The following is a 24,258-nucleotide window of genomic DNA, read 5'->3' as shown; positions in this document are numbered from 1 at the left end:
TTATGAATAATAATAAAATTATAATGGCAACTTCACATTCAGTGAATCTTTAGCTGTGGAATCTTTGACTTTTATATTTAAAAAATTCCTTGCATTCCCAGAAATCGAAAAAGGAATGGCTTGACCGATAGTGTCTTCGGAGGTTAGTAGTCCTCTTCTAAGCATTAAATTTATAAAAAAACGTTCTTGATTTGTAGCATATTGTTTGAGTTTGCCTTGTCCGTCAAACTGATACATGAATTTATTAGGATTTGGAATGATTCGGGCTAGGTACAAACATTCATTTAAGGTTAAGTCAATAGGCTTTTTTTGAAAATAAAATTGTGCAGCTTCACCAATGCCATATACATTTGGCCCCCATTCGATAATATTGAAATAAACTTCGAGCATGCGCTCTTTACTTGCAATGCGATTGTTTTCGAGTAAATAAACCAATAAAATTTCTTCTAGTTTTCTGGATAATGTCTTTTCTCGAGTCAGGAAAACATTTTTTATCAATTGCATGCTAATGGTGCTAGCACCTCTTGAGAATTTTTTAGTTCGAATATTTTTAAGAATAGATTGCTTGAAAGCTTCATTTATGAATCCACGATGATTGAAGAACGACGGATCTTCAGACGTTAGTACGCTTTTTTGTAAATAAGGTGAGATTTGGTCAAGCGAAACATAATTTGGATTAGCTGCGCCAACCAAAATAGGGCGTTGCAGTACGTCTTTGATAATGGCGCGATAGGTAAATTCGCTATTCAATTTGTTGAGGTTCGCCTCGCCATATTTTGTGATACGTAAATTTTCTTTCTTCAAATTACTATCAAAAACGAGTTGATTGGGTTTGTTTTGGTTGAATTTAAAATTTAGTTTGTATTCAAAATTCCCTGTTGCTTCCATGCCTTGGAAGTTAGTAAACAATCCATCAGGTAAGGAGGTAATGAAGTCTTGCGCTTTCATTTTTGGAATACTAACTTTTAACTTGTAAATAGTGTCTTCTTCCGTATCGTAAGCAAGATAAGGGTGTAGTTTTATTTTGTTTAATTGAACAGTCGAACTACTGTCAACAGAAATAAAATCAGAACCTAAAAGGAAACGGTAGTCAAAGCGTGCATTTTGAATAACAACGTCTTTTCTCGCTATTTTTGGATGATTTATTTTTAAGTTGACAATAGAAGCAAAACCATCTAAATGAAATTCACCACTACTTTTTTTTATGTTTTGGATGTTAAGTCTAATCGAGTCAAAGCTAGAGATGAGGTTATAGCGTTCGTCAAAATAGGGTAATTTTATAGCGCCCGAATCGATATTGAAAAAACGAATGTCGGCTTTTTTATTTCGGGGGTCAGCCAAGCCTTTAATTTTCCATCGTTGTGAAAAAGTATTGGTTTGAACATTAATTGCGGTTTCTAGTTGCTTATTGATTAGAACTAGTTTTTTAATGTCAATTTTCGCTTTTTTTCCATTGTCATCTAGTTTGAAAACAAGATTTTCAACGTTCATATCGGTAGGAATAAGGTTTAGGACCTTTGTAATGATTCGATTGGCAAAAGAAGCATAATTGCGTTTGTCGTTATCTTTGATTTCTGTGCTGTCTTTTTTGATAAAAGCGGCAAAATTCTTTAGTTTTCCTTTTTGCGTAAGCTGCACATAGCCATTGTTGATTTCTAAAGTTCCTAATTGTACTTCGCCTAGAAATAAACGCCAAAAATTAACAGAGGTTTTGATTTTATGGATATTGAAAAGCGTATCAGTATTCTTTGGAGCAAGAACAACTTCGGATAATTCAATTCCAGACAAACCTTCGAAACTTGCTTTTTTTATTGTAAAATTGCTATTGTATTCTGTAGAGGCTTTTGTGGTTGTTTTTGCTAGGACTTGTTCCAAAAGTGTGTTTCTAAAAAAATAAACACAAGTCAAAAACAATACAATGAGTATTACAGTTATTTTAGATAAAAGAACTAATTTTTGCTTTATTGTTCTCATGGGTAATGAATGATTATACTATCCAAACAACATGCTAGCAACATCTTCAATTTTGGTTACGAGCTGTATTTTGATACCTGGGTTTTTCAAAGCTATTTTATTGTATTTAGATACAAAGATAGTTGAGAATCCTAATTTTTCGGCTTCTTGAATACGTTGATCCACACGGTTTACAGGGCGTATTTCACCAGACAATCCTACTTCGCCAGCAAAACAAAAGCCTTTATCAACAGGGATGTCTTCGTTTGATGATAAAATTGCAGCAACGACTGCTAAATCAATAGCAGGATCATCTACTGAGATTCCTCCTGTGACATTCAAGAATACGTCTTTGGCGCCAAGCCTAAAACCAGCTCTTTTTTCAAGAACTGCCAAAATCATATTCAACCTTTTTGCGTTATAGCCAGTGGTACTTCGTTGAGGTGTTCCATAAACAGCCGTGCTTACTAAGGATTGGATTTCAATCATCAAGGGTCGCATGCCTTCAAGAGTTGTGGCAATAGCGGTTCCTGATAATTCTTCGTCTTTATGTGAAATTAATATTTCGGATGGGTTCGATACTTCACGCAATCCGCTGCCGAGCATTTCATAAATTCCGATTTCGGCAGTTGAACCAAAACGGTTTTTGAGTGAACGTAAAATACGATATACATGATTTCTGTCGCCTTCAAATTGAAGTACGGTATCAACCATATGTTCTAAAATCTTTGGACCTGCAATAGTTCCATCTTTGGTAATATGACCAATAAGGATTACGGGAATATTTGATTCTTTGGCGAATTTGATCAATTCAGCAGTGGTTTCCCGAATTTGAGAAATACTTCCTGCAGTGGATTCAATATAGTCGGTATGAAGCGTTTGAATAGAATCGATAATGACAATTTCAGGTTCAATCGCTTCGATTTGTTTGAAAATGTTTTGTGTTTTGGTTTCCGTAAGAATATAGCAATTGTCGCTTGAATTCGTAATGCGTTCTGCTCGCATCTTGATTTGCTTTTGACTCTCCTCTCCAGAAACGTACAAGGTTTTATAAGGTAGTTTTAAGGAAATTTGAAGTAATAAAGTACTTTTTCCAATTCCAGGTTCTCCGCCCAAAAGAGTCAATGAGCCAGGAACCAATCCTCCGCCAAGAACTCGATTTAATTCGGCATCGGTTGTGTTCATGCGAATTTCCTGAGTCGAATCAATTTCTTTTATTTTTAAAGGTTTGGATGCTCGATTGGTAGGTGAACTTTCTGTTTTCCAAGCAACTTTTTCTTGTTTTTGAATAATTTCTTCAGCGATGGTGTTCCATTCTTTACAAGAATTACATTGGCCTTGCCATTTAGCATATTGAGCTCCGCAATTTTGACAAAAAAAGGTGGTTTTTACTTTTGACATTGCTTTAAATAAAAAAATAAAAGTTGATTAAGGGGTGAATTGTATTTGGTCAAAAATAACTAAAAATATATGAAATTAGGGGTGTATCTTGAATTTAAGATTACTTTGGCAAAATGCTATATAATGCAACAAGGAGTATGTTATTTAGAAACATACTCCTTGTTGTGAAAGTAATTTTTTTATAACTAAGTTAACGAATTGTCTTTTTCATTTGGGAAAATAATCCACGGTTTGAAGGTTTTTGCCTCTTCAAAATCTAAGGTTGCATACGATATAATGATGATAATATCGTCTTTTTGAACCTTTCTAGCTGCTGGGCCATTAAGTGTGATTTCTCCTGAGTTTCTTTCTCCTTTAATTGCGTAAGTGTCAAAACGTTCTCCGTTATTAATGTTTACAATTGCTACTTTTTCTCCTTCAATAATGTTAGAAGCTTCTAGTAGTGTTTCATCGATGGTAATACTGCCTATGTAATTTAAATCGGCACCAGTTACTTTTACTCGATGGATTTTTGATTTTAGTACTTGAATTTGCATGGCACAAAAGTAAATTATTTTAGCGAAATGGTATCAATCAATCTGATATTATTAACAAATACGGCTATAAATGCGCGATAATTTTTATCTTTTGATTTCTCAATACAAGGTAATAAGCTATCTTCTTCTGCTATTTGAAAGTATTCTAATTCGAATGTGGGATGGTTGTTAAATACTTCATTTACCCATTCTGTGACCTCTGTTGCGCTTTTGTTTTGAAACAGTAATTCGGCGTTTTTTAGGGTTTTGTAAATGACGCTGGCTTCAGAACGTTGCTCAGGGCTAAGTCTTTCGTTTCTAGAGCTCATTGCTAATCCATTTTCTTCTCGGTGGATTGGGCAGCCAATAATGTTCACCGGAAGATTGTTTTTTTGAGTCATTTTCTTGACTATTTGTAGTTGCTGGAAATCTTTTTCGCCAAAATAGGCGTTATTTGGTTGTACGATTTCAAACAAGCGCTTTACGATGGTGCCCACTCCGTCAAAATGTCCAGGTCTAAATTTGCCTTCCATTTGATTTTCTAAACCATCAAAATCAAATGATTCAGAGCTTACGTTTTCTTCGTATATGTCTTCAACAGTTGGAGCATAAATTATAATGTCAGGATTTAATGCTTCAATTTTTTTAGTGTCAGATTCGAGTGTTCGGGGGTATTTTTTTAAGTCTTCAGGATTGTTGAACTGTGTTGGATTAACAAAAATACTGACTACCGTTTTTTGATTTTCATTTAATGATTGTTGCATCAAAGAAAGGTGTCCTTGATGTAATGCACCCATAGTAGGTACAAAGCCAATGGAGGTGTTTTTGTTTTTAATGGACTTTAAAAAAGTCATCAAAGCTGCTTTTCCGGAGAAAATGGGCATGGCTGTTTTATTAAAATTAACTGCAAACATAATATTTTAGTTAATAACTGCATAAAATTTTGTAATTTTGCATGGTTTTTATTGCCAATAAATAAAGCAAATTACAATATGAAAGACAAGAGGATATTATATGTATCATCTGAAGTGGTGCCTTATCTTGCTGAAAATGAAGTTTCTTTGATGTCATACGATGTTCCGAAGATGGTAAATGATCAAGGAGGACAAATCAGGATTTTTATGCCTAGATACGGAAATATTAATGAAAGAAGACATCAATTACATGAGGTAATCAGGCTTTCTGGGATGAATTTGGTAGTGAATGACTTAGATATGCCGTTGATTATCAAAGTTGCTTCAATTCCTAAAGAAAGAATTCAGGTTTATTTTATAGATAATGATGAGTATTTTAAAAGAAAAGCAACTTTTGCAGACGAAGATGGTGTGATGTACCCTGATAATGATGAACGAGCTATTTTCTTTGCTAAAGGTGTGGTTGAAACCGTTAAGAAATTAAATTGGGTTCCAGATATCATTCATGTTCACGGTTGGATGGCGGCCATGTTGCCTATTTATATGAAGCATTTCTACAAAAATGAAGCTTTGTTTTCTGATACAAAAATAGTGACCTCTGTTTATAGTCAGTCTTTTGATGGGACTTTAGATGCAGAAATGATTAATAAAGTTCAACTTGATGGTGTTCCTGCAGATTCAGTTTCTGATTTAAGTACGCCAGATTATGAGAATATTATAAAAGCAACCGTTAAACATTCTGATGGTGTAATAATAGCATCAGATAGTCTTTCTCCAAGTTTAACAAAATTTATAGAATCTTCCGGCAAACCTTTTTTACCTTTCGTGCCCAAAGATGCTTTTGCGGAAGCATATAGTAATTTTTACAATAATGAAATTCTATAATTAAACTTTTATATCAAAATATGTACAATATTTCTTTTTTCAAGAGAGTCCTTTTTATTTGTAGTGTTGTTTTAGTGTATTCTTGTGATAAAGATTATAATTCTATTGGGGATAGTTTGGTTGGAGGAAGTCACTTTGATTTCGATAAATATACTTCGAATGTAGTGGTTTACAATCAAAAAATTTCAGCTATTCAGTCTAATAATCAAGCTGTAAATCCATTAGGGATTTATGAAAATCCTGATTTTGGAACCACAACAGCTAATTTTGTAACTCAAGTGAGTTTGTCTAGTGTGAACCCTACTGTTATAAATCCAGTAACTGCTACAGTAGAGAGTGTTGTACTATCGATTCCTTATTTTGTTGATGCTACGCAAACCGTTACAAATACAGATGGGACTCATACTTATGTTCTAGATTCTATTTATGGGAGTAGTGCAGGTAAGATGAAGTTAAGTGTTTTTCGTTCAGGTTACTATTTGAGAAATTTGGATCCAATTGGTGGTTTTGTTGATGCTCAAAAATATTATACCGATCAAAATTCCGTTTTTAGTACAGCTAAAATTGGAACTCGATTAAATACTGATGCAGCTGTAAGTCAAAATGATGAGTTTTTCTTTGATAATAGCGAAGAGGCAACAACTACAACTGTTGATGGTGTTACGACAACAACTTATGCGGCACCAGCAATGCGTTTGAAACTAAATGCGAGTTATTTTAAAACAGCTATCATTGATGCGGTAGCTTCTGGTAAGCTGATTTCTAATGATGTTTTCAGGGATTATTTTAGAGGATTGTATTTTCAAGTTGAAAAATCAGGTACGAGTCCTGCTAATTTGGCGATGCTTAATTTTGCAGGAGGAACAATAACAATTAAGTACAAAGATGAAACATCAGCAACGGATAATACAATGATTGAACGATCAATTGTACTTAATTTGACGGGAAACACTGTAAGCTTATTAGAGCAATCAGATACAAAAGCAGCTTATACAGATGCCATTAATTCTAGTAATAGTACAACAGGAGATAGCAAACTTTTTGTAAAAGGAGGCGAGGGTTCAATGGCTGTTTTAAAGTTGTTTGAAGATGGTGATCTTGCGACTATTAAAAATAATGGTTGGTTAATCAACGAGGCAAATTTGATTTTTCATGTCGATAAAACTACCTTTACTGGTACATACGAACCACAACGTCTTTATTTGTATGATTTAAATAATAATAGGCCATTAGTTGATTATTATGATACTTCGACAGGTACAACAGCTAAAAATGGGAAAACTATTTATGGTGGGATACTTGCGAAGGATGCTTCAGGAAATAGTTATTATAAATTTAGAATAACGAATCATGTTAGAAATTTAATTCAAAAGGATTCTACAAATATAAAATTAGGTCTTGTTGTTACAGAAGCAATATCCAATATTACTTCTGTAAAATTAAAAACAGCAACGCCAATTACTACTATTTCACAAGCCCCTCAAGCTTCTGTTATGAATCCATTAGGGACGATTTTATTTGGAAACAACATTCCTGTTAGTGATCCAAATTATGATAAGCGTTTGAAATTAGAAATTTATTATACAAAACCAAATTAATCTAGATATATGTGTGGAATTGTTGGATATATAGGTCATAGAGAAGCGTACCCAATTGTAATTAAAGGGTTAAAGCGATTAGAATATAGAGGATATGATAGTGCAGGTGTCATGACCTATGATGGTGAATCAGTTTCTGTATGTAAAACAAAAGGAAAAGTAGCTGACCTTGAAGCTAAGGCAGATGCTGAATGCAATAGTAAAGGAACTATTGGAATGGGGCATACCCGTTGGGCAACTCATGGTGTGCCAAACGATGTAAATTCTCATCCACATGTATCTAATTCAGGTAATTTAGTTATTATCCATAATGGTATTATCGAAAATTATGCGCCTTTAAAAGAGGAGTTAATTAATAGAGGTTATTCTTTTAAATCGGATACTGATACCGAAGTTTTAGTGAATTTGATTGAAGAAATTCAAAAAAATGAAAATCTAAAGTTAGGCAAAGCTGTTCAGGTGGCTCTTAATCAAGTTGTAGGAGCGTATGCAATTGCGGTATTTGATATTAAAAGACCTAATGAGATAGTTGTTGCTCGATTAGGAAGTCCACTTGCTATTGGTGTAGGTGAAGGGGAGTATTTTATTGCTTCTGATGCTTCACCATTTATCGAGTATACTTCAAATGCTGTTTATTTAGAGGACGGTGAAATGGCAATTATCAGAAAAGAGAAGCCATTAAAGGTGGTGAAATTGCATGATGATTCTTTGGTAGATCCTTATATTCAAGAGTTGCAAATGAATTTGGAACAAATTGAAAAAGGTGGTTATGATCATTTTATGATGAAAGAAATCTTTGAACAGCCTAATGTAATAAAAGATACTTATAGAGGTAGATTACATGCTGATAAGGGATTAATTCAAATGGCTGGGGTTGAGGATAACTTAGAAAAATTCCTGAATGCTAAACGTATTATAATTATTGCATGTGGAACTTCGTGGCATGCTGGTTTAGTTGCGGAGTATATTTTTGAGGAATTTGCTCGTATTTCTGTTGAAGTTGAATATGCTTCGGAGTTTAGATATCGTAATCCTATTATAAATAATGATGACGTGGTTATTGCTATTTCACAATCAGGTGAAACGGCTGATACCATGGCAGCTATAAAATTAGCTAAAGAAGCTGGTGCATTTGTATTTGGAGTTTGTAATGTTGTAGGTTCTTCTATTTCTAGAGAAACTCACGCAGGGGCTTATACCCATGCTGGTCCAGAAATTGGGGTGGCTTCTACAAAAGCATTCACAACTCAGATAACTGTGTTAACAATGATAGCGCTTCGCTTAGCTAAAGCAAAAGGAACTTTGTCTCATTCTGATTTCCACCGCTATTTGTTGGAATTAGAATTAATTCCAGAAAAAGTAAAAGACGCATTAGGTACAAATGAAATTGCAAAAGAAATTGCTGCTACTTTCAAAGAGGTATCGAATTGTTTGTATTTGGGTAGAGGTTATAATTTCCCAGTAGCACTTGAAGGAGCTTTAAAATTAAAAGAAATATCGTATATTCATGCGGAAGGTTATCCTGCTGCTGAGATGAAACATGGTCCTATTGCTTTAATTGACGAGCATATGCCAGTTATTGTAGTGGCTCCTATCCAAGGACATTACGACAAAATTGTAAGTAATATTCAAGAAATTAAATCAAGAAGTGGAAGAATTATTGCTATTGTAACTAAAGGTGATACTGAGGTTCGAAAATTAGCAGATTATGTAATTGAAATTCCTGAAACTTCTGATGCATTATCTCCATTGATTACTACTATTCCTTTACAGTTGTTGTCTTATCATATTGCAGTGCTTAGAGAGTGTAATGTGGATCAACCTCGAAATTTAGCAAAGTCGGTTACTGTTGAATAATGAAAATTATTAAATAAAGCATAAAAAAAACGAGAATTTTCTCGTTTTTTTTATGCTTTATTTTTGAGGGCTATTTTTGTGAAATTTTTATTTTAAGCCTATATATTGTATGCACGCATAGTATATTTTTTGGTAATTAACTAATATGTTGGTTTTTAGTTAATGAAAAAGGGGGTTATTTGATTTTTCTTTATTAAGAATAAGGACTTGTATTTAGTTTTTTGAGTTTATTATTGTTAAATATTTCAAAATATTATTATATTAGTTATGAGAAATCTTAAAAATTCGTCCCCATGAAAAATCATTTAATTTTTTTATTGTTTTTGTTTTGTAGTGCCAGTTTTGGGCAAAATTCTATTACCGGTTCAGTTGTGAATAGTAATAATGAAGCCGTTCTTGGTGCTAATGTTGGTATAAAAGGAGATCCCTCCGGTACAATTACGGATAGTGAAGGTAAATTTGTCCTTAAATCTTCGAAAAAACTTCCATGGTCAGTCCAGATTTCTTGTGTTGGTTATGAGTCCCAAAGTGTAATGGTTAGTTCGAATAAGCAAAATATTAACATTGTATTAAAAGCTGAACAAACCAAATTAAATGAAGTGGTGATTTCTGCCTCAAGAGCACCTGAAAGAATTTTTGAGTCTCCGGTTACTGTTGAAAGAATGAGTTTAAGAGAGATAAAAAAAACTGCTTCTCCAAGTTTCTATGATGGAATTGAAAATATGAAAGAAGTTCATATGAATACCAGTAGTTTAACTTTTAAGTCTATCAATACAAGGGGTTTTGCAACAGTTGCTAATGAACGCTTTTTGCAATTAGTGGATGGTATGGATAATTCTTCCCCGCTTTTGAATTTTGTTTTGGGGAATATGATAGGTGTTTCTGAGATTGATATTCAAAATGTGGAATTATTACCAGGAGCTTCATCTGCTTTATATGGAGCTAATGCGTTTAACGGTGTTATGTTTATGAATAGTAAGAGCCCGTTCATTTATCAAGGAATTTCAACTTATTTCAAATATGGGCAAACAAGTCAAGAAGCGGCTGGGACTAATGGGTTTTATGATTTTGGTATAAGAATGGCACATGCTTTTGATAAGCATTTTGCGGCAAAGTTTAATTTTACCCATTTAGAAGGTACTGATTGGTATGCTACAAATTATAATGATTATAAAAATGGTGTTGTGACTGGTCAGACAAGAACGAATCCAGGATATAATGGTTTGAATGTGTATGGTGATGAGTTTACACAAAACTTAGCGTCTCTAGCTCCTACATTAGTTTCTTCGATTCCGTCATTAAATACAGCTGTTTCTAGAACAGGATATAATGAGGTGGATTTAACAGATAATAAAGCTGGAAATACTAAAGTTGATTTTTCACTTCATTTCCGTCCTTTAGGCGATGAGAGTTTAGAGGTGATTTGGTTAAGTAAATTTGGATTAGGAAATGCAGTCTATCAAGGAGGGAATAGGTATTATTTAAATAACTTTTTTATGCAACAGCATAAGTTAGAAATTAAAGGTAAGAACTTTTTTGTACGAGGGTATACCACTACTGAGGATGGAGGAGAGTCCTATGATATGACTTTTACTGCTTGGAATATAAATAATGCATGGAAATCAAATAAACAATGGTATACAGATTATTTGACCAATTATGTTGGTGCATATTCAGGTGGTGTAACTGGAATAACTCCAGGGAATGTTTCTGCATCTCATGCATTTGCGCGTACTCAGGCTGATGTTGGAAGATTGATTCCAGGGACAGCTGCCTTCCAATCAGCATTTGATAAGGTAATCGCTGAGCCAGATGCAGTGAAAGGGTCTAAATTAGTTGATAATTCTAAAATTTACCATTCTGATGTTAATTATAATTTTAGAGATGTTATAAAATTTGCCGAGTTTCAGGTTGGAGGTTCTTATAGACAGTATTTATTGAATTCACACGGAAGGATTTATACAGATGCTAACAGTGGAATTGATTATAGTGAATATGGGCTTTATACTCAAGTACAAAAAAAATTATTGGATGATAGATTAAAATTTACTGGATCTATACGTTATGATAAATCTGAAAATTTTGAAGGTAATTATTCTCCAAGGGTGTCAGTTGTTTATGCGGTGGGTGAGGAAAAGGTACATAATCTTAGAGTTTCTTATCAAACAGGTTTTAGAAATCCTGGAACTCAAGATCAATATATAGGGTTTAATATAGGGCCATTATTATTGTTAGGTTCTGCTCCAGATAATTTGTTGAGGTATTCTGAGACATTACCAGTTTCTACCGCAGGACAATTTTATACAGGTGCAGCAACTGTAAAAGTAAATGGTGAAAACGCTTATTATAATTCGTATACTAGAACTTCTGTTGAGGCTTTTGCAGCTTTCGCAGCAGCAAATCCTACAAACCTACCTGGGGCTGCGGCATTATTGAAAAAAACGAATGTTGGCTTAGTTAAGCCTGAACAAGTAAAAGCAATCGAATTAGGGTACCGTTCACAAATTCAGAAAGTATATGTGGATGTTAATGGGTATTTTAATGTGTATAATGATTTTATAGGTAGAGCAACGGCTCTAGCGCCTTTGTATGGTAAAGCTAGTGAGTCTTTTAATTTTGTTACTGGAGCGCCGACCTATACTACTAATCCAGAAGTGCAAAGTTTAGTCGCGATTCGAAATGCTGATTATAGAGCTTATCAATTGTATACGAATACACCATTGGAAATTCGATCTTATGGGGTCGGAATTGGATTGTCAAAAAAGTTTTTTGGTAATTATGATATAGGTGTTAGCTATAATTATGCTGAGTTTGAATTTGATCAGTCTCAGGATCCAAGTTTTCAAGCGGGATTTAATACGCCTAAGAATAGGGTTAAAGCTTCTATTGGAAATGATAAGTTGTTTGAAAACTTTGGTTTTAATTTAAGTGGAAGATGGAATAGTGAATATTTATGGGAGTCATCATTTGCTACTGGAATGGTTGCTTCGGCTACAGTAATTGATGCGCAGGTAAATTATAGTTTTCCTTCTATTAAATCTGTGTTGAAAATTGGAGCTGCTAATTTAGGTGGAAAAGAATATACTCAAGTATTGGGTGCGGGTGCAATTGGAAGACAAATATTTGCATCGTTTACTATCAAACCATAAAATATATTTAGAAATTTAATACAAAACCACCTGTTTTTATAGCAAGGTGGTTTTTGTTTTTTTGGTAAATTCTTTGAATTTTCTAGTGTGATAATCGATTGTTTAAAAAAATCATCTTTTTTATATAAAAAATTATTGATTTTTTGTTTTAAAAATTTATCTTTGCACTCTGAAAAAAGCACCCAGTCAATTGAAATTGATTGTTTGTATTCATAAACCTAATTAGCTATTTAATAAATACATAAGTAATGTCAAAAGTAATAGGAAAAGTTGCGCAAATCATTGGTCCTGTAGTCGATGTGGTTTTCAACGGTAAAGATGTTGAACTTCCAAAAATTTATGATTCATTGGAAATCATAAAAAAAGATGGTACTAAGTTAATTCTTGAAGTGCAATCTCATATTGGTGAAAATACAGTTCGTACCATATCTATGGACTCAACAGATGGTTTGAGTAGAGGTTATGAAGTAGTGGGAACAGGTAATCCTATTCAAATGCCAATTGGAGCAGATGTTTACGGACGTTTGTTTAATGTAGTAGGTGATGCTATCGACGGTTTGCCAGAATTACCTAAAACAGGTGAGAATGGTATGTCAATTCACCGTCAAGCTCCAAAATTCGAAGATTTAGCAACTTCATCTGAAGTTTTATTTACAGGGATTAAAGTAATCGATTTGATTGAGCCTTATGCAAAAGGAGGTAAAATTGGATTGTTTGGTGGTGCAGGAGTAGGTAAAACAGTATTGATTCAGGAGTTGATTAACAATATTGCAAAAGGTCACGGTGGACTTTCAGTATTCGCAGGAGTAGGAGAAAGAACACGTGAAGGAAATGACTTGCTTCGTGAGATGTTAGAGTCAGGTATTATTAAATACGGTGAGGAATTCATGCACTCTATGGAAAATGGAGGATGGGATTTATCTAAAGTTGATTTGCCAGGAATGAGAGAGTCTAAAGCTACTTTCGTTTTCGGACAAATGAATGAGCCTCCTGGAGCTCGTGCTCGTGTAGCGCTTTCTGGATTGTCTATCGCTGAATACTTCCGTGATGGAGCTGGTTCTGACCAAGGTAAAGATGTATTATTCTTCGTTGATAATATCTTCCGTTTTACACAAGCAGGTTCTGAGGTTTCGGCACTTTTAGGTCGTATGCCATCTGCGGTAGGTTACCAACCAACATTAGCAACTGAAATGGGTGCGATGCAAGAGCGTATCACATCAACAAATAAAGGGTCTATTACATCTGTACAAGCGGTTTACGTTCCTGCGGATGACTTAACTGACCCGGCGCCAGCAACAACATTTGCTCACTTAGATGCTACTACTGTATTGTCTCGTAAGATTGCTGAGTTAGGTATTTATCCTGCGGTTGATCCATTGGATTCTACTTCTCGTATCTTGACTCCTCAAGTATTAGGAAATGAGCATTATGACTGTGCACAAAGAGTGAAAGAAATTCTTCAAAAATACAAGCAATTGCAAGATATTATCGCGATTTTAGGTATGGAAGAATTGTCTGAAGAAGATAAATTAGCTGTTTCTAGAGCACGTCGTGTACAACGTTTCTTGTCTCAACCTTTCCACGTAGCGGAGCAATTTACAGGTATTCCTGGAGTATTGGTTGATATTAAAGATACTATCAAAGGATTTAATATGATTATTGATGGTGAATTAGATCACTTACCAGAATCAGCATTTAACCTTAAAGGTACTATTGAAGAAGCTATCGAAGCTGGAGAAAAAATGTTAGCAGAAGCTTAAAATCAGTTGGCAGTTTTCAGTTGGTAGTTTTCAAGACTCCTAACTTCTAACTTCTAACTTCTAACTCAAATAATATGATTTTAGAAATAGTATCACCAGAAGCGTCTTTATTCAAAGGAGAAATAACTTCAATCACTGTTCCAGGTGTTGATGGTAGTTTTCAGATTTTAAATAATCACGCTCCAATAGTATCAATCCTTCAAAAAGGAACGGTAAGTATTGCTGCTCCTAGTTTTAAGTTTAGCAAAGAATCTGCTGATTTGTTTACCAAATTAAATGATCAAAACTATACTTTAGCGATCAATTCAGGAACTATTGAAATGAAAGACAACAAAGTGATTGTTTTAGCTGACTAAAATAATCTAGATTTTATAAAAGAAAGACTATCCGAAAGGATGGTCTTTTTTGTTTTTAAGAATGTTTTTTGTTTTTCGGGATAAAAGATATAATAGTGGTAATTGATTACACAGCTATATTGATGATTGATTTCAAGTTAAACCGCCGTAGAATCAAAATCAAACTTTAGTCTTTGTAATTAACTAACGATTAAAAATAGCATGTAAATGAAAAGAGAGAAACAATCTATGAGGTGGATTGTTTCTCGCTTTGTTTTTTTGTAAAGGATATAATTCTATTCAACCAGTATTTTTGTGATGATTTTCTTTTCTGCCACCGCTGTTTCTAAAAAGTAAAGGCCTGATTGTGCATTTGGAATTTGAATGAATTCTTCAAAAAGATTAGTTTTTGGGTATTCATTTTGAAATAATAATTTACCTAGTATATCATGTATTTTTATTTGAACGGTACTACTAGAGTCGCTGGTGAATTTTACTTTAAAAGTACCGTTGTTTGGGTTGCTAAATGCCATAAAATCCAGTATTCTAAATTCAGGTTGTTTTAAAATGAAGCTCTTCTCACAGATAGTTATAGATGCGGAGTTTAAAGTTCCTGTGTCATCTGTAAAAGCATCTCTTATTCTAAAAGTCCATGTGCCGCTTGGATTCTCACCATTAAATGCGGATAAGTTTTCAAATGGAGTGACTGTTTGAGCTGTAGATACACCACATTTCAGTTCAGTACCAGAGTCGTCAAACGTAAGTGAAAGGGTTCCGTTGGTATCGTTACAACTCCTCTCTAAGAGCTTTACAGTTGTGCCTTGTGGGCTTACAACCTCCATCTGGATATCTGATATAAAAGCATGTGTTAAATCTACTTTAAAATTAATGTCAGACACTTCTCCTGTGGTTGTGGGGTAGTTTATAGTACGTGTTGTATATGCTGATTTTTCTGGTATTGCAAATGGAGCAGCATAAGTATACGAATTGCAAGTATTTGATACGGTATAGCCGATGGCAAATGATTTGCTATTAACGGCATAAAAAATATTGTTGACTGGTTCGATTAATATGCGACAATTTTTTTCAGTTACATTTGGGACAGTAACGATTTCAGAGCCATCATTTGGTGTATTTGAAGCTAGAATTGTTGGAAAAGTTAATCCTCCATCATACGAGAGTTTTATATTTATGTTCGCTGCACCTGCTAAAGTATTCGAATTATTTACGCTCCAAGTTATAGTTTGATTCGAACCTTGCGGCCATTCAATGTCCTCGCTATTTTGAGATGTAATTGCAAATGGACCAATATTTCCGCTTACTGTTACAATCATTTCATCGCTATTGGTTTGGGCTGTTCCCATTGCGGCATTATCTCTACCTGTCAAAACAAAATGTAAAGTTCTAGCGACATTAGAAACGGATTCCCAACTACTGGTCAATTTATTGGCTAGAACATTACTATAAGGAGGCATATAACGTGTTGGACTGTTTGCTGGTGCAATTGACCTGAATAACGGTCCATTTGTTTTTGTTGAAACAGCATAACTATTGTCTTTGTTTGCTGAAGTCGCTGAATCATTTTGTTCCCAACAATAAGTAATGGTGTCACCATCGCTGTCTGAGCCTGTGCCTTTTAAAATGAACGCTGTGCCTTTTGGGATGGTATAGTCAGCTCCAGCATTAATTTGTGGAGGATTATTGGTAATGGTTGTACTAGTTGGGCATGATTTAGTGGCTAGATTGTTTTGAATTTGTAAAATATTGGCATAAGCAAAATAGCTGTCTGAATAGGCTTGAATATCATATTGTTCAGTAACACCTGCATATCCCATGATAGTTGATCCACTTCCAGGTTCTACACTAACGCCTGTGCCTTCTATTTCATATGAAAAGGAATGATTTGCGCCTAATTGATGTCCCATTTCATGGGCTACAAAATCAATATCGAATGCTTCTCCTTCGGGTTTGCCGTTTGAGGGAGAGGTGTAAGCACTTCCTTTTCCATAAGGGTCAGAAACACTCGGGTTTATACAAACACAACCTATGCATCCAGCATTACCTCCACCTCCTGAAGCACCAAATAAGTGGCCGATATCGTAACCACTATTAGTGATAACTGTAGTTAAAGTATTTTGTAATTCTAGCGCCCAATTGTCTAAGGATGATGCGTTCGAATAAGGGTCGGTAGCTGGGTTGGTATAGATGATAAGGTTGTTATTAGCGATGATATTTAATTTTACGGCTAAATCTCTATTAAAAATTGCATTTACTCTAGTCATAGTAGCATTCATACCTGCAAGTGCGTCAGCTGTAGTTGCAGTGGGGCCGCCAAAATATCGTGCATATTCGCCTGTACATGATAAAGCAAGTCTTAGCGTTTTGAAAACCTTATTGTTTGACGAGATTTTGGCTGTTTTGCTTAGTAAGTCTTTATTTAATGCAACATCTTCTGTTTTACAACTTAGAGGTAATTCACCTTTATTTCTAGTTTTAGATGATATTACTACATAAAGTGATGGGTCTTCTGAGTATGTTTCAATAAATTCAGTAGCATTGTCAGCTCGAAGGATGATTGTTTGAATGCCTTTTGGGGAAAGACTGAAATTTAATCTTGCTTTATTGTCTGTGATTCCTTTTCCTTCGTAAGCCCGAATGTCGGGAAATTTGTCTTGTAGTTCAGGTTCAAAGTTAGAGTATTCAGAAACCGTAAATTTTTCTAAATCACCATTTTTATTAGGAATGCTAATTTCGACTGCTGTTTTTTTTGCTGTTTTATTTGTTATACTTGTCAATGACTGCTTGAAAGAGTTTAAATCTAATCGGTAAAGAGTTGGTTCCTTAATAGTAATACTGCTAAGTTTTTTACTGGTAGTGGATTCATTTGTTACTTTTTGCCAAGGAGATTGTGTCTGAGCGTAAAAAGAGATATGACAAATAAAAACGAATATAAATAGTGCTTGATTCCTCATGATAAGATGATATATGACTTCAAAAATAAGGAAATCATAATTCCAAAACTTTTATTTCAATTAATTATTTTTAAAATAGAATGAAAGAATGCTTTTCTGTCACTAAAAACAGAAAAACCTTTATAAAAAACCTTAAAATCAATTCGTGAAACTTCTACAATTAAAATAGATACTATAAATTTGCAAAACCATAAAACAACAACATTGAATATTTTTCATTCCATAGAAGATTTTAGTTCCTCCAAAAAAACAATACTGACTTTAGGTACATTTGATGGTGTTCATATAGGTCATAAAAAAATATTAGATAAACTGATTCAGAATACTCAAAATAAGGAATATGAAAGCCTTGTTTTGACTTTTTTTCCACATCCTAGGATGGTTCTTCAGGATAAATCTGAGATTAAGTTGTTGAATACGATTCCTGAAAAGATTGAACTTTTAGAGTCTATTGGAATTGAGAATCTTGTTATTCACCCTTTTGACGAGAGTTTTTCAAGGTTAACAGCAGAAGAGTTTGTTGAAAAAATTCTAGTTAATCAATTTCATATTCATAAAATAATTATTGGTTACGACCATCGTTTTGGAAGAAATAGAACAGCAAATATTGATGATTTGATTGGTTTTGGTCAAAAATATGGTTTTGAAGTTGAGCAAATATCTGTTCAGGAACTAAATGCAATTTCAGTAAGTTCGACAAAAGTTAGAAAAGCTATTGTTGAAGGAAATATAGGTCTTGCTAATAGCTATTTGGGATATGAATACTTTCTAACGGGTACTGTTGTTGAAGGAAAACGTTTAGGTAGAACGATAGGTTTTCCTACGGCTAATTTGGATATTAAAGAAGAGTACAAGCTTATCCCTTCGAATGGTGTTTATGTTGTAAAAAGTTCTATTAATGGAGAAACTGTTTTTGGGATAATGAATATTGGTGTAAACCCAACAGTAGGGACAAATCCAGTGTCTATCGAAGTTTATTTTTTAGATTTTGACGGAGATTTATACAGCCAAGAATTAAAGATTTCTATTTTACATTATATTCGTGAGGAACAAAAATTTGATTCTATTGACATTCTAAAAAATCAAATTCAAAAAGATAAAGAAATAGCTGAAGCATATATAAGACAATTACAATAGTTTGTAAAAGAAATCATAGTTTGATTCCTGTATTTTCTTTTTTTTGCGTAAATTTGAGATGTATTCCATTGTTTATTAGAGAGGTATTGATTAACTTTTAAATTTAAACAGATGAAAATGTCAAAAGAATTTTTTAACGGATTTCTGATTTTTTTGGGTATTGGGATCTACTTTTTAGTGATAGAGTTCTCAGGTTTAGCTAATTTGTACTATTTGCGTTTCTTCAATATTCTATTTGTATTTTATGGTGCCGATCGTACCCTGAAGTCAAATTTCGCTGAAGGCAAGCTTATGATTTCTGAGAATGCCATTTCGGCGCTTTTTACTGCACTTATAGGTGTTTTTTTGAGTATCATCGGACTTATTGCTTATAGTTATATGCAAGGAGGGGATGAGTATGTACAAACATTATCTAAGACCTTGCTATTTGGAGGAGACCCTTCCATAATGACCTATTCAATTTCGTTACTTTTTGAAGGAATTGTTTCTGCAGTAATTGTAACCTTTATTTTAATGTTGAGTTGGGAAACCCGATATGCTTCGGATAAACATCAGAATTTATAATAAAAGCTAAATTCATGTTTGCTGGAAGTGAGGTTTAATTACAGTATTTTTTAAAATAGTAATTAATTCAAGTTGCTAGTTGCTGTAGTATAAAAACAAAGCAGAGGTTAAGTAAATTTGTTTTGCGAACCAATAAACCTCCCCAATGCTTTGTAAAGACAAAATTATATCAATTTTTTGTTTAATAGATGATATTTTACAAGGAATTCAACATGTTGAAGATGTAAGAAGACAAGTTAGTGATAGCGAAATTATCTTGACTGCAATAGTTTCTTCAACGAGTTTTTATGGTAATCATTGCTCTGCTATAAAATTTATGAAACAATATGGATTCATCCCTAATATGCTTGATAAGAGTAGATTCAATAGACGTTTACATAAAGTTGGAAAACTTTTATACGAGTTATTTGAGATAGTAAGTTCTTATTTTAAAGATTTCTGTTGTGAAATGCATTATATCATTGATTCTTTTCCTGTTTCAGTTTGCAACAATATGAGGATTACAAATTGTAAGATTGTTTCAGGTAATAAATGGAGAGGCTATACTGCCAGTATGCGAAGTTATTTTTATGGAGTAAAAGTACAATTACTCACCACAAAGGATGGGATTCCAATAGCTTTTCATTTCACGCCAGGAAAAACTGGCGATGCAAAAGCTTTAGGGAAAATGATTGATAAATTACATGTAGAAGCTTCATTATATGGTGATAGTGCCTATACAGATTACGGACTAGAAGACATTGCATTAAATAAAAAATGCATCTTATTAAAAATTCAACGTAAGTCAAATGCTAAAAGAATTGATACGCTAGAACAAAAAAACGAAAAACTCAAGATGAGGAAAAGAGTAGAAACAACAATAAGTGATATAAAGAAAATGTTTCCAAGAACAATTCATGCTGTTACATTAGAAGGTTTTTTAATAAAACTAACACTATTTGTCTTTGGACTACAATTAAATAAGGCTATTAACTAGCAACTTGAATTAATTAATATAAAAAATAGAACTAATGAAAGCATCAAAAGAAATTTTAAACGGGATTCTAATATTTGGTGGAATTGCTATTTATTTTTTACTAATGAATGCTTTAGGCTACGCTGATTTGTTCTATTTACGGTTATTTAATGTCTTTTTTGTATTCTATGGCGTGAATAGGACAATTGAAATGAATATTGCTCAGGGAGAGAAAAAGTTTGTCAGTAACGCAGTTTCAGCAATGATGACTTCTATTGTTGGAGTAGTTTTAAGTGTTGTTGGATTAGTGATATATAGTTATATGAAAGGTGGAGATTCCTATGTGCATTCCTTGTCTAAAACTTTCTTGTTTGGAGGAAATCCTTCGATTGAAGCCTATTCTATTTGTCTGCTTTTCGAAGGTATCGCTTCATCTGTAATTGTTACGATGTTGTTGATGCTTTATTGGAACAATAGTCTTACAACAGACTAGTTAATCTATCTTGATATTTATTGGTTTTTGCTTTTCAGAATTTTAGATTGCTTCATTAGAACAATTTGACTACTTTTGGTGCATTAAAAAATCGCATCGATGAGTATCACAAAACACAATTGGACAAAAGACGAAATTATTGCTGTATATAATAAACCTATGATGGACTTGCTGTATGAAGCAGCATCTATTCATAGAGAGCATCATGACCCTAATGTTGTTCAGGTTTCGACATTATTATCTATTAAAACTGGTGGTTGTCCTGAAGATTGTGGATATTGTCCTCAAGCGGCACGTTATCATACAGATATCGAAGGGAACGACTTAATGTCGGTAAGTCAGGTAAAAGCACAGGCATTACGTGCTAAATCTGGTGGTTCTTCACGTGTATGTATGGGAGCTGCTTGGAGAAATGTAAAAGACGGACCAGAGTTTGATCAGGTGTTAGAAATGGTTCGTACGATCAATAAATTAGATATGGAAGTATGTTGTACCCTAGGTATGATTACCGAAAATCAAGCACAACGTTTGGCGGAAGCAGGTTTGTATGCGTACAATCATAATTTAGACACTTCAGAAGAATATTATAAAGAAGTTATTTCAACACGTGGTTTCGAAGATCGTCTTCAAACTATTGAGAATGTACGTAAAACAAATGTAACGGTTTGTAGTGGTGGAATTATTGGAATGGGAGAAAGTATAGAGGATAGAGCTGGAATGCTTGTGGCGCTTTCTACTTTGAATCCACAACCAGAATCAGTGCCTATTAATGCATTGGTAGCTGTAGAAGGGACTCCACTTGAAGAAGAAAAACCAGTTGAAATTTGGGAGATGATTCGTATGGTAGCTACCACTCGTATCATTATGCCTGAAACTCAAGTTCGTTTGTCAGCAGGGAGAATGAATATGAGTAGAGAAGGTCAAGCAATGTGCTTCTTTGCTGGTGCTAATTCAATTTTTGCGGGTGATAAACTACTTACCACTCCTAATCCAGATGTTGATGAAGACATGAGAATGTTTGAAATGTTAGGATTGAATCCTCAAAAACCGTTTACTAAAGTTTCTCAGCCACAAACAGTAGAAGCTTCTGATTCGCAGTTTGCGCCATTAGGTGAAAAGCCAAAGTGGTCTAGACCAGGTCATGAAATTGAAAGAAATTTAGAAGCCTCACAAAAAGGAAAATAATAGTTCAAAACCATTCGTCTTCGCGAATGGTTTTTTTTTGGAATTGAAATTAGTAGATTACTTTTTTAATCTGTTCTAGTCCATTTTGCAATATTATTTTGATGAATAGAATTTGACTGCGAAAAGTTAAATCTTGGAAGCTAAATTCTTTCTGATTAATATTTTCTCTCTTTGTTATTTGGTCACCTAATAGGTTTGAAATGATAACTTTTTTTAAGTTTTCATTTAGTGATTGTATTTTTAAAGTATTGTTTTTAACGCTTACTACAATAGTATTGCTCAGAGATAAAGTTGTTTTTTTTGATAAAAGTTTATTAGTAAATCTCAGAATAAACCGATTGTCAAAAATTCCTTTTTCAGTATGAAAAGTATAGTGTCCTTCTTTTAAATTGGTTATTGTGTTTTTAAAAGTATCTTCGAGAAAGATGTTTTTATTTTCAAATAAACCATCAATTTGATTAATTGCAATAGTATAGTCGGTAGAAATAGCAGAACGATAACCTAAATTTATTTTATCAGATTCGTCAAATGGAATAGCTCTACCTTGAATGACTAATTTTTTATCTTCATTGATGGAATAAAAATCAAGATAAGGATTACTATCAAAGGTTTCTCCGTCATAATTTGTGTCAATTCCGTTGGTGGCATTAGGCAAGTATCCAATTAGCAATTGTTTAAATGCACCTTGAGTATTGGTTAAATTCAACCAAATTCTATTTTTTTCAATATTCTTTCCCGATTTAGTAAGTGTGTTGTATTTGAAGAATTGAGAATTATCTAAAGGGTTATTTGATCCATCAACACGCATACTGTTGTTGAAAATGGCTGTCCCAGGAATCTTGCTAGTTACAAAAAAACCTTGGCCAGCTGCAATCTTCCCATTGGGAATATTTGTGTTTAAACCGCCAGAAATAGTAGGTGTTTGTATAGCTGCAACACCACCTGTTAAGTTGTATGAGGCATAATCATCAGATGTATAGGCATAGGTTCCTGTACCAGCTGTTCCGTTAGTGATATTGGTGCTTTTTTGGATAGCTGTATTATGAGTCCAAAAGTAGATTGTTCCGTCAATAATGGCACTGTTCTCAAGAATAAAAGCATCAGCGTTTATTGCGCTAGGATACGGATTCCCTATTAGATTAGAAGATTTGATGCCGTTAATAGGGATGTTAATGGTTCCGTTATTTGGAGTGCCAACGAATGTAGCTAAATAAGTGCTTGGAGTAGTTGGTGCTTTATGACTCTCTGGGCCTCGTATGATATAACCAATGCCTGGACTCATTTTAGTTGAAGCACTTTCCTGTTTCCAATTATCTGCTATTGCGTTGTATGAATACCATTTTCCATTTAGGGTATTTGGCGATACTGCTCCAATTGTGAAGTTTAATACTGGTGAGGACCAATAGGTGTAATCTAGATTACTAATTGGAGTTGTTTCTCGTTTATAGTTAATATTTCCAGAGTTGACACTATTATCGTTGACTTGTATTAAATTAGCGTTGTTTTCAAAAGTGAGCGAGCCATTATTTATGTTTAATTGATTTGCAATTTTAATGGAATGATTTGGTTGTAGAACCACATTACCTGAGTTAACAGTACAACTACATGATTCTATATCAACAGTACTGATGTAATTTCCGTTAAAAATGATATGTTGATTTAAATTAGGATTCCCATTTGTCCATGAACTACCGTTCCAACTAGTTGTGTTTGATAGTATTGAAGTTTCGTTTGTAGAGGGCGAATAACAATAGCCATTTGAAATTTTATATTTATAATTTCCTGCAGTAAGATTTGAAATAATGCAGGTTGAGCCATAACCTGATGATCGTATCAAAACGTCATTTTGAAATAAATCCCATGGTTCTGTAGCGGGTAAATTTTTTAAGTGAATTGTACCTGTTGAATTGGGACAGTTTGCTTGAATTATTGTTTCTATAGTTGGTGTAGATAGATTGCAACTAACAGTGCCGTTAAAAGTAAAATCATTAATACTAAAAGTTCCTGTGGTTGCACTTCCTCCCCAAGCGTAAAATCGGAAGCTAATGCTTGAAATTATATTTTGAAATTTGGAACCTGATAGGTCAATAGGGGTAGGGGTGGTTTCTAATCCATTGTTAGTTATTGTAGGTGAACTAATGTTAGTTGTAAATCCGTCTAAACTTGACCGAAAAGCAAAGTTGACCGGTCCAGCAATTAATGAAACTTGAGCTTTGTATTCCAAATTTTTAAAATCAATTTTATAGCCAGGATTTGGTATTAAGGTAAATTCAAAGTAATCATTAGTGTCAATCGAACTTGTGTTCCAGTCTCTTGCATTGTAACGGTTGATACCTGTGTTTCCATTTAAACCAGGTCCTCGGCCTATTCCAGATACACTAATATTATCATCGATGAGTTGACCGTTTGTATAAGGATTTGTAAGACTAGGATTAGTGTCGGTTATTGCGTTTTTAAATATACTTTGTCCAAAAGAAACATTAATATTTGCTAGAATAATTATAATAAAAAGAAATAAAGGTCTCATTCTGTTATAACTTAGAAGTTTGTGTTTTAAAGTTATAATGAAATGATAATTCTTACAA

17 protein-coding genes are annotated in these 24,258 nt (G+C 33.7%); 11 read left to right on the top strand and 6 right to left on the bottom strand.

What is annotated here, in order from left to right:
- Nucleotides 1-18: 18 nt before the first annotated feature.
- The 4 genes from SLW70_RS02960 to panC form a co-directional block, all read right to left on the bottom strand.
- On the bottom strand, nucleotides 19-1,974 hold the full coding sequence (locus SLW70_RS02960) for a biosynthetic peptidoglycan transglycosylase (protein WP_320890499.1): 1,956 nt from the start codon (nucleotides 1,972-1,974) through the stop codon (nucleotides 19-21).
- Nucleotides 1,975-1,992: 18 nt separating this feature from the next.
- Nucleotides 1,993-3,354 (bottom strand): DNA repair protein RadA, encoded by a 1,362-nt coding sequence (gene radA / locus SLW70_RS02955; protein WP_320890498.1) that lies wholly within the window; start codon nucleotides 3,352-3,354, stop codon nucleotides 1,993-1,995.
- Nucleotides 3,355-3,539: 185 nt separating this feature from the next.
- On the bottom strand, nucleotides 3,540-3,890 hold the full coding sequence (gene panD / locus SLW70_RS02950; protein ID WP_320890497.1) for an aspartate 1-decarboxylase: 351 nt from the start codon (nucleotides 3,888-3,890) through the stop codon (nucleotides 3,540-3,542).
- A gap of 14 nt (nucleotides 3,891-3,904) precedes the next feature.
- On the bottom strand, nucleotides 3,905-4,783 hold the full coding sequence (panC, locus tag SLW70_RS02945; protein WP_320890496.1) for a pantoate--beta-alanine ligase: 879 nt from the start codon (nucleotides 4,781-4,783) through the stop codon (nucleotides 3,905-3,907).
- Between the two features lie 78 nt (nucleotides 4,784-4,861).
- Between panC and SLW70_RS02940 the strand changes: the two genes are divergently transcribed.
- From SLW70_RS02940 to SLW70_RS02915, 6 genes are all read left to right on the top strand, one after another.
- Complete coding sequence (locus SLW70_RS02940) at nucleotides 4,862-5,668, top strand: glycogen/starch synthase (protein ID WP_320890495.1); 807 nt, start codon at nucleotides 4,862-4,864, stop codon at nucleotides 5,666-5,668.
- Between the two features lie 20 nt (nucleotides 5,669-5,688).
- A complete protein-coding gene (locus tag SLW70_RS02935) occupies nucleotides 5,689-7,266 on the top strand; it encodes a DUF4270 domain-containing protein (RefSeq protein WP_320890494.1) in 1,578 nt (525 codons plus the stop codon).
- 9 nt (nucleotides 7,267-7,275) lie between these two features.
- Nucleotides 7,276-9,123 carry a glutamine--fructose-6-phosphate transaminase (isomerizing) gene (gene glmS, locus SLW70_RS02930; protein ID WP_320890493.1) on the top strand — a complete coding sequence of 616 codons (1,848 nt, stop codon included), beginning with the start codon at nucleotides 7,276-7,278 and terminating at the stop codon, nucleotides 9,121-9,123.
- A gap of 293 nt (nucleotides 9,124-9,416) precedes the next feature.
- On the top strand, nucleotides 9,417-12,272 hold the full coding sequence (locus SLW70_RS02925) for a TonB-dependent receptor domain-containing protein (RefSeq protein ID WP_320890491.1): 2,856 nt from the start codon (nucleotides 9,417-9,419) through the stop codon (nucleotides 12,270-12,272).
- A 248-nt stretch (nucleotides 12,273-12,520) separates the two neighbouring features.
- Nucleotides 12,521-14,032 (top strand): F0F1 ATP synthase subunit beta, encoded by a 1,512-nt coding sequence (gene atpD / locus SLW70_RS02920; RefSeq protein ID WP_320890490.1) that lies wholly within the window; start codon nucleotides 12,521-12,523, stop codon nucleotides 14,030-14,032.
- 74 nt (nucleotides 14,033-14,106) lie between these two features.
- Nucleotides 14,107-14,388 (top strand): F0F1 ATP synthase subunit epsilon, encoded by a 282-nt coding sequence (locus SLW70_RS02915; protein ID WP_320890489.1) that lies wholly within the window; start codon nucleotides 14,107-14,109, stop codon nucleotides 14,386-14,388.
- Nucleotides 14,389-14,663: 275 nt separating this feature from the next.
- On the opposite strand, the gene SLW70_RS02910 is transcribed toward SLW70_RS02915, so the two are convergent.
- On the bottom strand, nucleotides 14,664-17,339 hold the full coding sequence (locus SLW70_RS02910; protein WP_320890488.1) for a reprolysin-like metallopeptidase: 2,676 nt from the start codon (nucleotides 17,337-17,339) through the stop codon (nucleotides 14,664-14,666).
- Nucleotides 17,340-17,543: 204 nt separating this feature from the next.
- Here SLW70_RS02910 and SLW70_RS02905 point away from each other — a divergent pair, with 204 nt between their 5' ends.
- From SLW70_RS02905 to bioB, 5 genes are all read left to right on the top strand, one after another.
- On the top strand, nucleotides 17,544-18,476 hold the full coding sequence (locus SLW70_RS02905; protein ID WP_320891738.1) for a bifunctional riboflavin kinase/FAD synthetase: 933 nt from the start codon (nucleotides 17,544-17,546) through the stop codon (nucleotides 18,474-18,476).
- 117 nt (nucleotides 18,477-18,593) lie between these two features.
- Nucleotides 18,594-19,040, top strand: coding sequence for a hypothetical protein (locus SLW70_RS02900; RefSeq protein ID WP_320890487.1), 447 nt, complete (start codon nucleotides 18,594-18,596; stop codon nucleotides 19,038-19,040).
- Between the two features lie 145 nt (nucleotides 19,041-19,185).
- On the top strand, nucleotides 19,186-20,016 hold the full coding sequence (locus tag SLW70_RS02895) for an IS982 family transposase (RefSeq protein ID WP_320888702.1): 831 nt from the start codon (nucleotides 19,186-19,188) through the stop codon (nucleotides 20,014-20,016).
- A gap of 34 nt (nucleotides 20,017-20,050) precedes the next feature.
- Nucleotides 20,051-20,488, top strand: coding sequence for a hypothetical protein (locus tag SLW70_RS02890; protein ID WP_320890486.1), 438 nt, complete (start codon nucleotides 20,051-20,053; stop codon nucleotides 20,486-20,488).
- A 99-nt stretch (nucleotides 20,489-20,587) separates the two neighbouring features.
- Nucleotides 20,588-21,673 (top strand): biotin synthase BioB, encoded by a 1,086-nt coding sequence (bioB, locus tag SLW70_RS02885; RefSeq protein ID WP_320890484.1) that lies wholly within the window; start codon nucleotides 20,588-20,590, stop codon nucleotides 21,671-21,673.
- Nucleotides 21,674-21,722: 49 nt separating this feature from the next.
- Here the strand turns inward: bioB and SLW70_RS02880 are convergent, their stop codons facing one another.
- Nucleotides 21,723-24,200: a hypothetical protein gene (locus tag SLW70_RS02880; protein ID WP_320890483.1), complete on the bottom strand. Its 2,478-nt coding sequence runs from the start codon at nucleotides 24,198-24,200 to the stop codon at nucleotides 21,723-21,725.
- Between the last annotated feature and the right edge of the window lie 58 nt (nucleotides 24,201-24,258).

The organism is Flavobacterium sp. NG2, assembly GCF_034119845.1.
In the GTDB taxonomy this organism is placed as follows: Bacteria; Bacteroidota; Bacteroidia; order Flavobacteriales; family Flavobacteriaceae; genus Flavobacterium.
Note: the sequence above shows the minus strand (reverse complement) of the source record. Positions and strands in the feature narration are given on the sequence as shown.

Coding starts and splice junctions, on each gene's coding strand:
- SLW70_RS02960 (WP_320890499.1), bottom strand. CDS start 1,974: ATGAGAACAATAAAGCAAAAATTAGTTCTTTTATCTAAAATAACTGTA.
- radA (WP_320890498.1), bottom strand. CDS start 3,354: ATGTCAAAAGTAAAAACCACCTTTTTTTGTCAAAATTGCGGAGCTCAA.
- panD (WP_320890497.1), bottom strand. CDS start 3,890: ATGCAAATTCAAGTACTAAAATCAAAAATCCATCGAGTAAAAGTAACT.
- panC (WP_320890496.1), bottom strand. CDS start 4,783: ATGTTTGCAGTTAATTTTAATAAAACAGCCATGCCCATTTTCTCCGGA.
- SLW70_RS02940 (WP_320890495.1), top strand. CDS start 4,862: ATGAAAGACAAGAGGATATTATATGTATCATCTGAAGTGGTGCCTTAT.
- SLW70_RS02935 (WP_320890494.1), top strand. CDS start 5,689: ATGTACAATATTTCTTTTTTCAAGAGAGTCCTTTTTATTTGTAGTGTT.
- glmS (WP_320890493.1), top strand. CDS start 7,276: ATGTGTGGAATTGTTGGATATATAGGTCATAGAGAAGCGTACCCAATT.
- SLW70_RS02925 (WP_320890491.1), top strand. CDS start 9,417: ATGAAAAATCATTTAATTTTTTTATTGTTTTTGTTTTGTAGTGCCAGT.
- atpD (WP_320890490.1), top strand. CDS start 12,521: ATGTCAAAAGTAATAGGAAAAGTTGCGCAAATCATTGGTCCTGTAGTC.
- SLW70_RS02915 (WP_320890489.1), top strand. CDS start 14,107: ATGATTTTAGAAATAGTATCACCAGAAGCGTCTTTATTCAAAGGAGAA.
- SLW70_RS02910 (WP_320890488.1), bottom strand. CDS start 17,339: ATGAGGAATCAAGCACTATTTATATTCGTTTTTATTTGTCATATCTCT.
- SLW70_RS02900 (WP_320890487.1), top strand. CDS start 18,594: ATGTCAAAAGAATTTTTTAACGGATTTCTGATTTTTTTGGGTATTGGG.
- SLW70_RS02895 (WP_320888702.1), top strand. CDS start 19,186: ATGCTTTGTAAAGACAAAATTATATCAATTTTTTGTTTAATAGATGAT.
- SLW70_RS02890 (WP_320890486.1), top strand. CDS start 20,051: ATGAAAGCATCAAAAGAAATTTTAAACGGGATTCTAATATTTGGTGGA.
- bioB (WP_320890484.1), top strand. CDS start 20,588: ATGAGTATCACAAAACACAATTGGACAAAAGACGAAATTATTGCTGTA.
- SLW70_RS02880 (WP_320890483.1), bottom strand. CDS start 24,200: ATGAGACCTTTATTTCTTTTTATTATAATTATTCTAGCAAATATTAAT.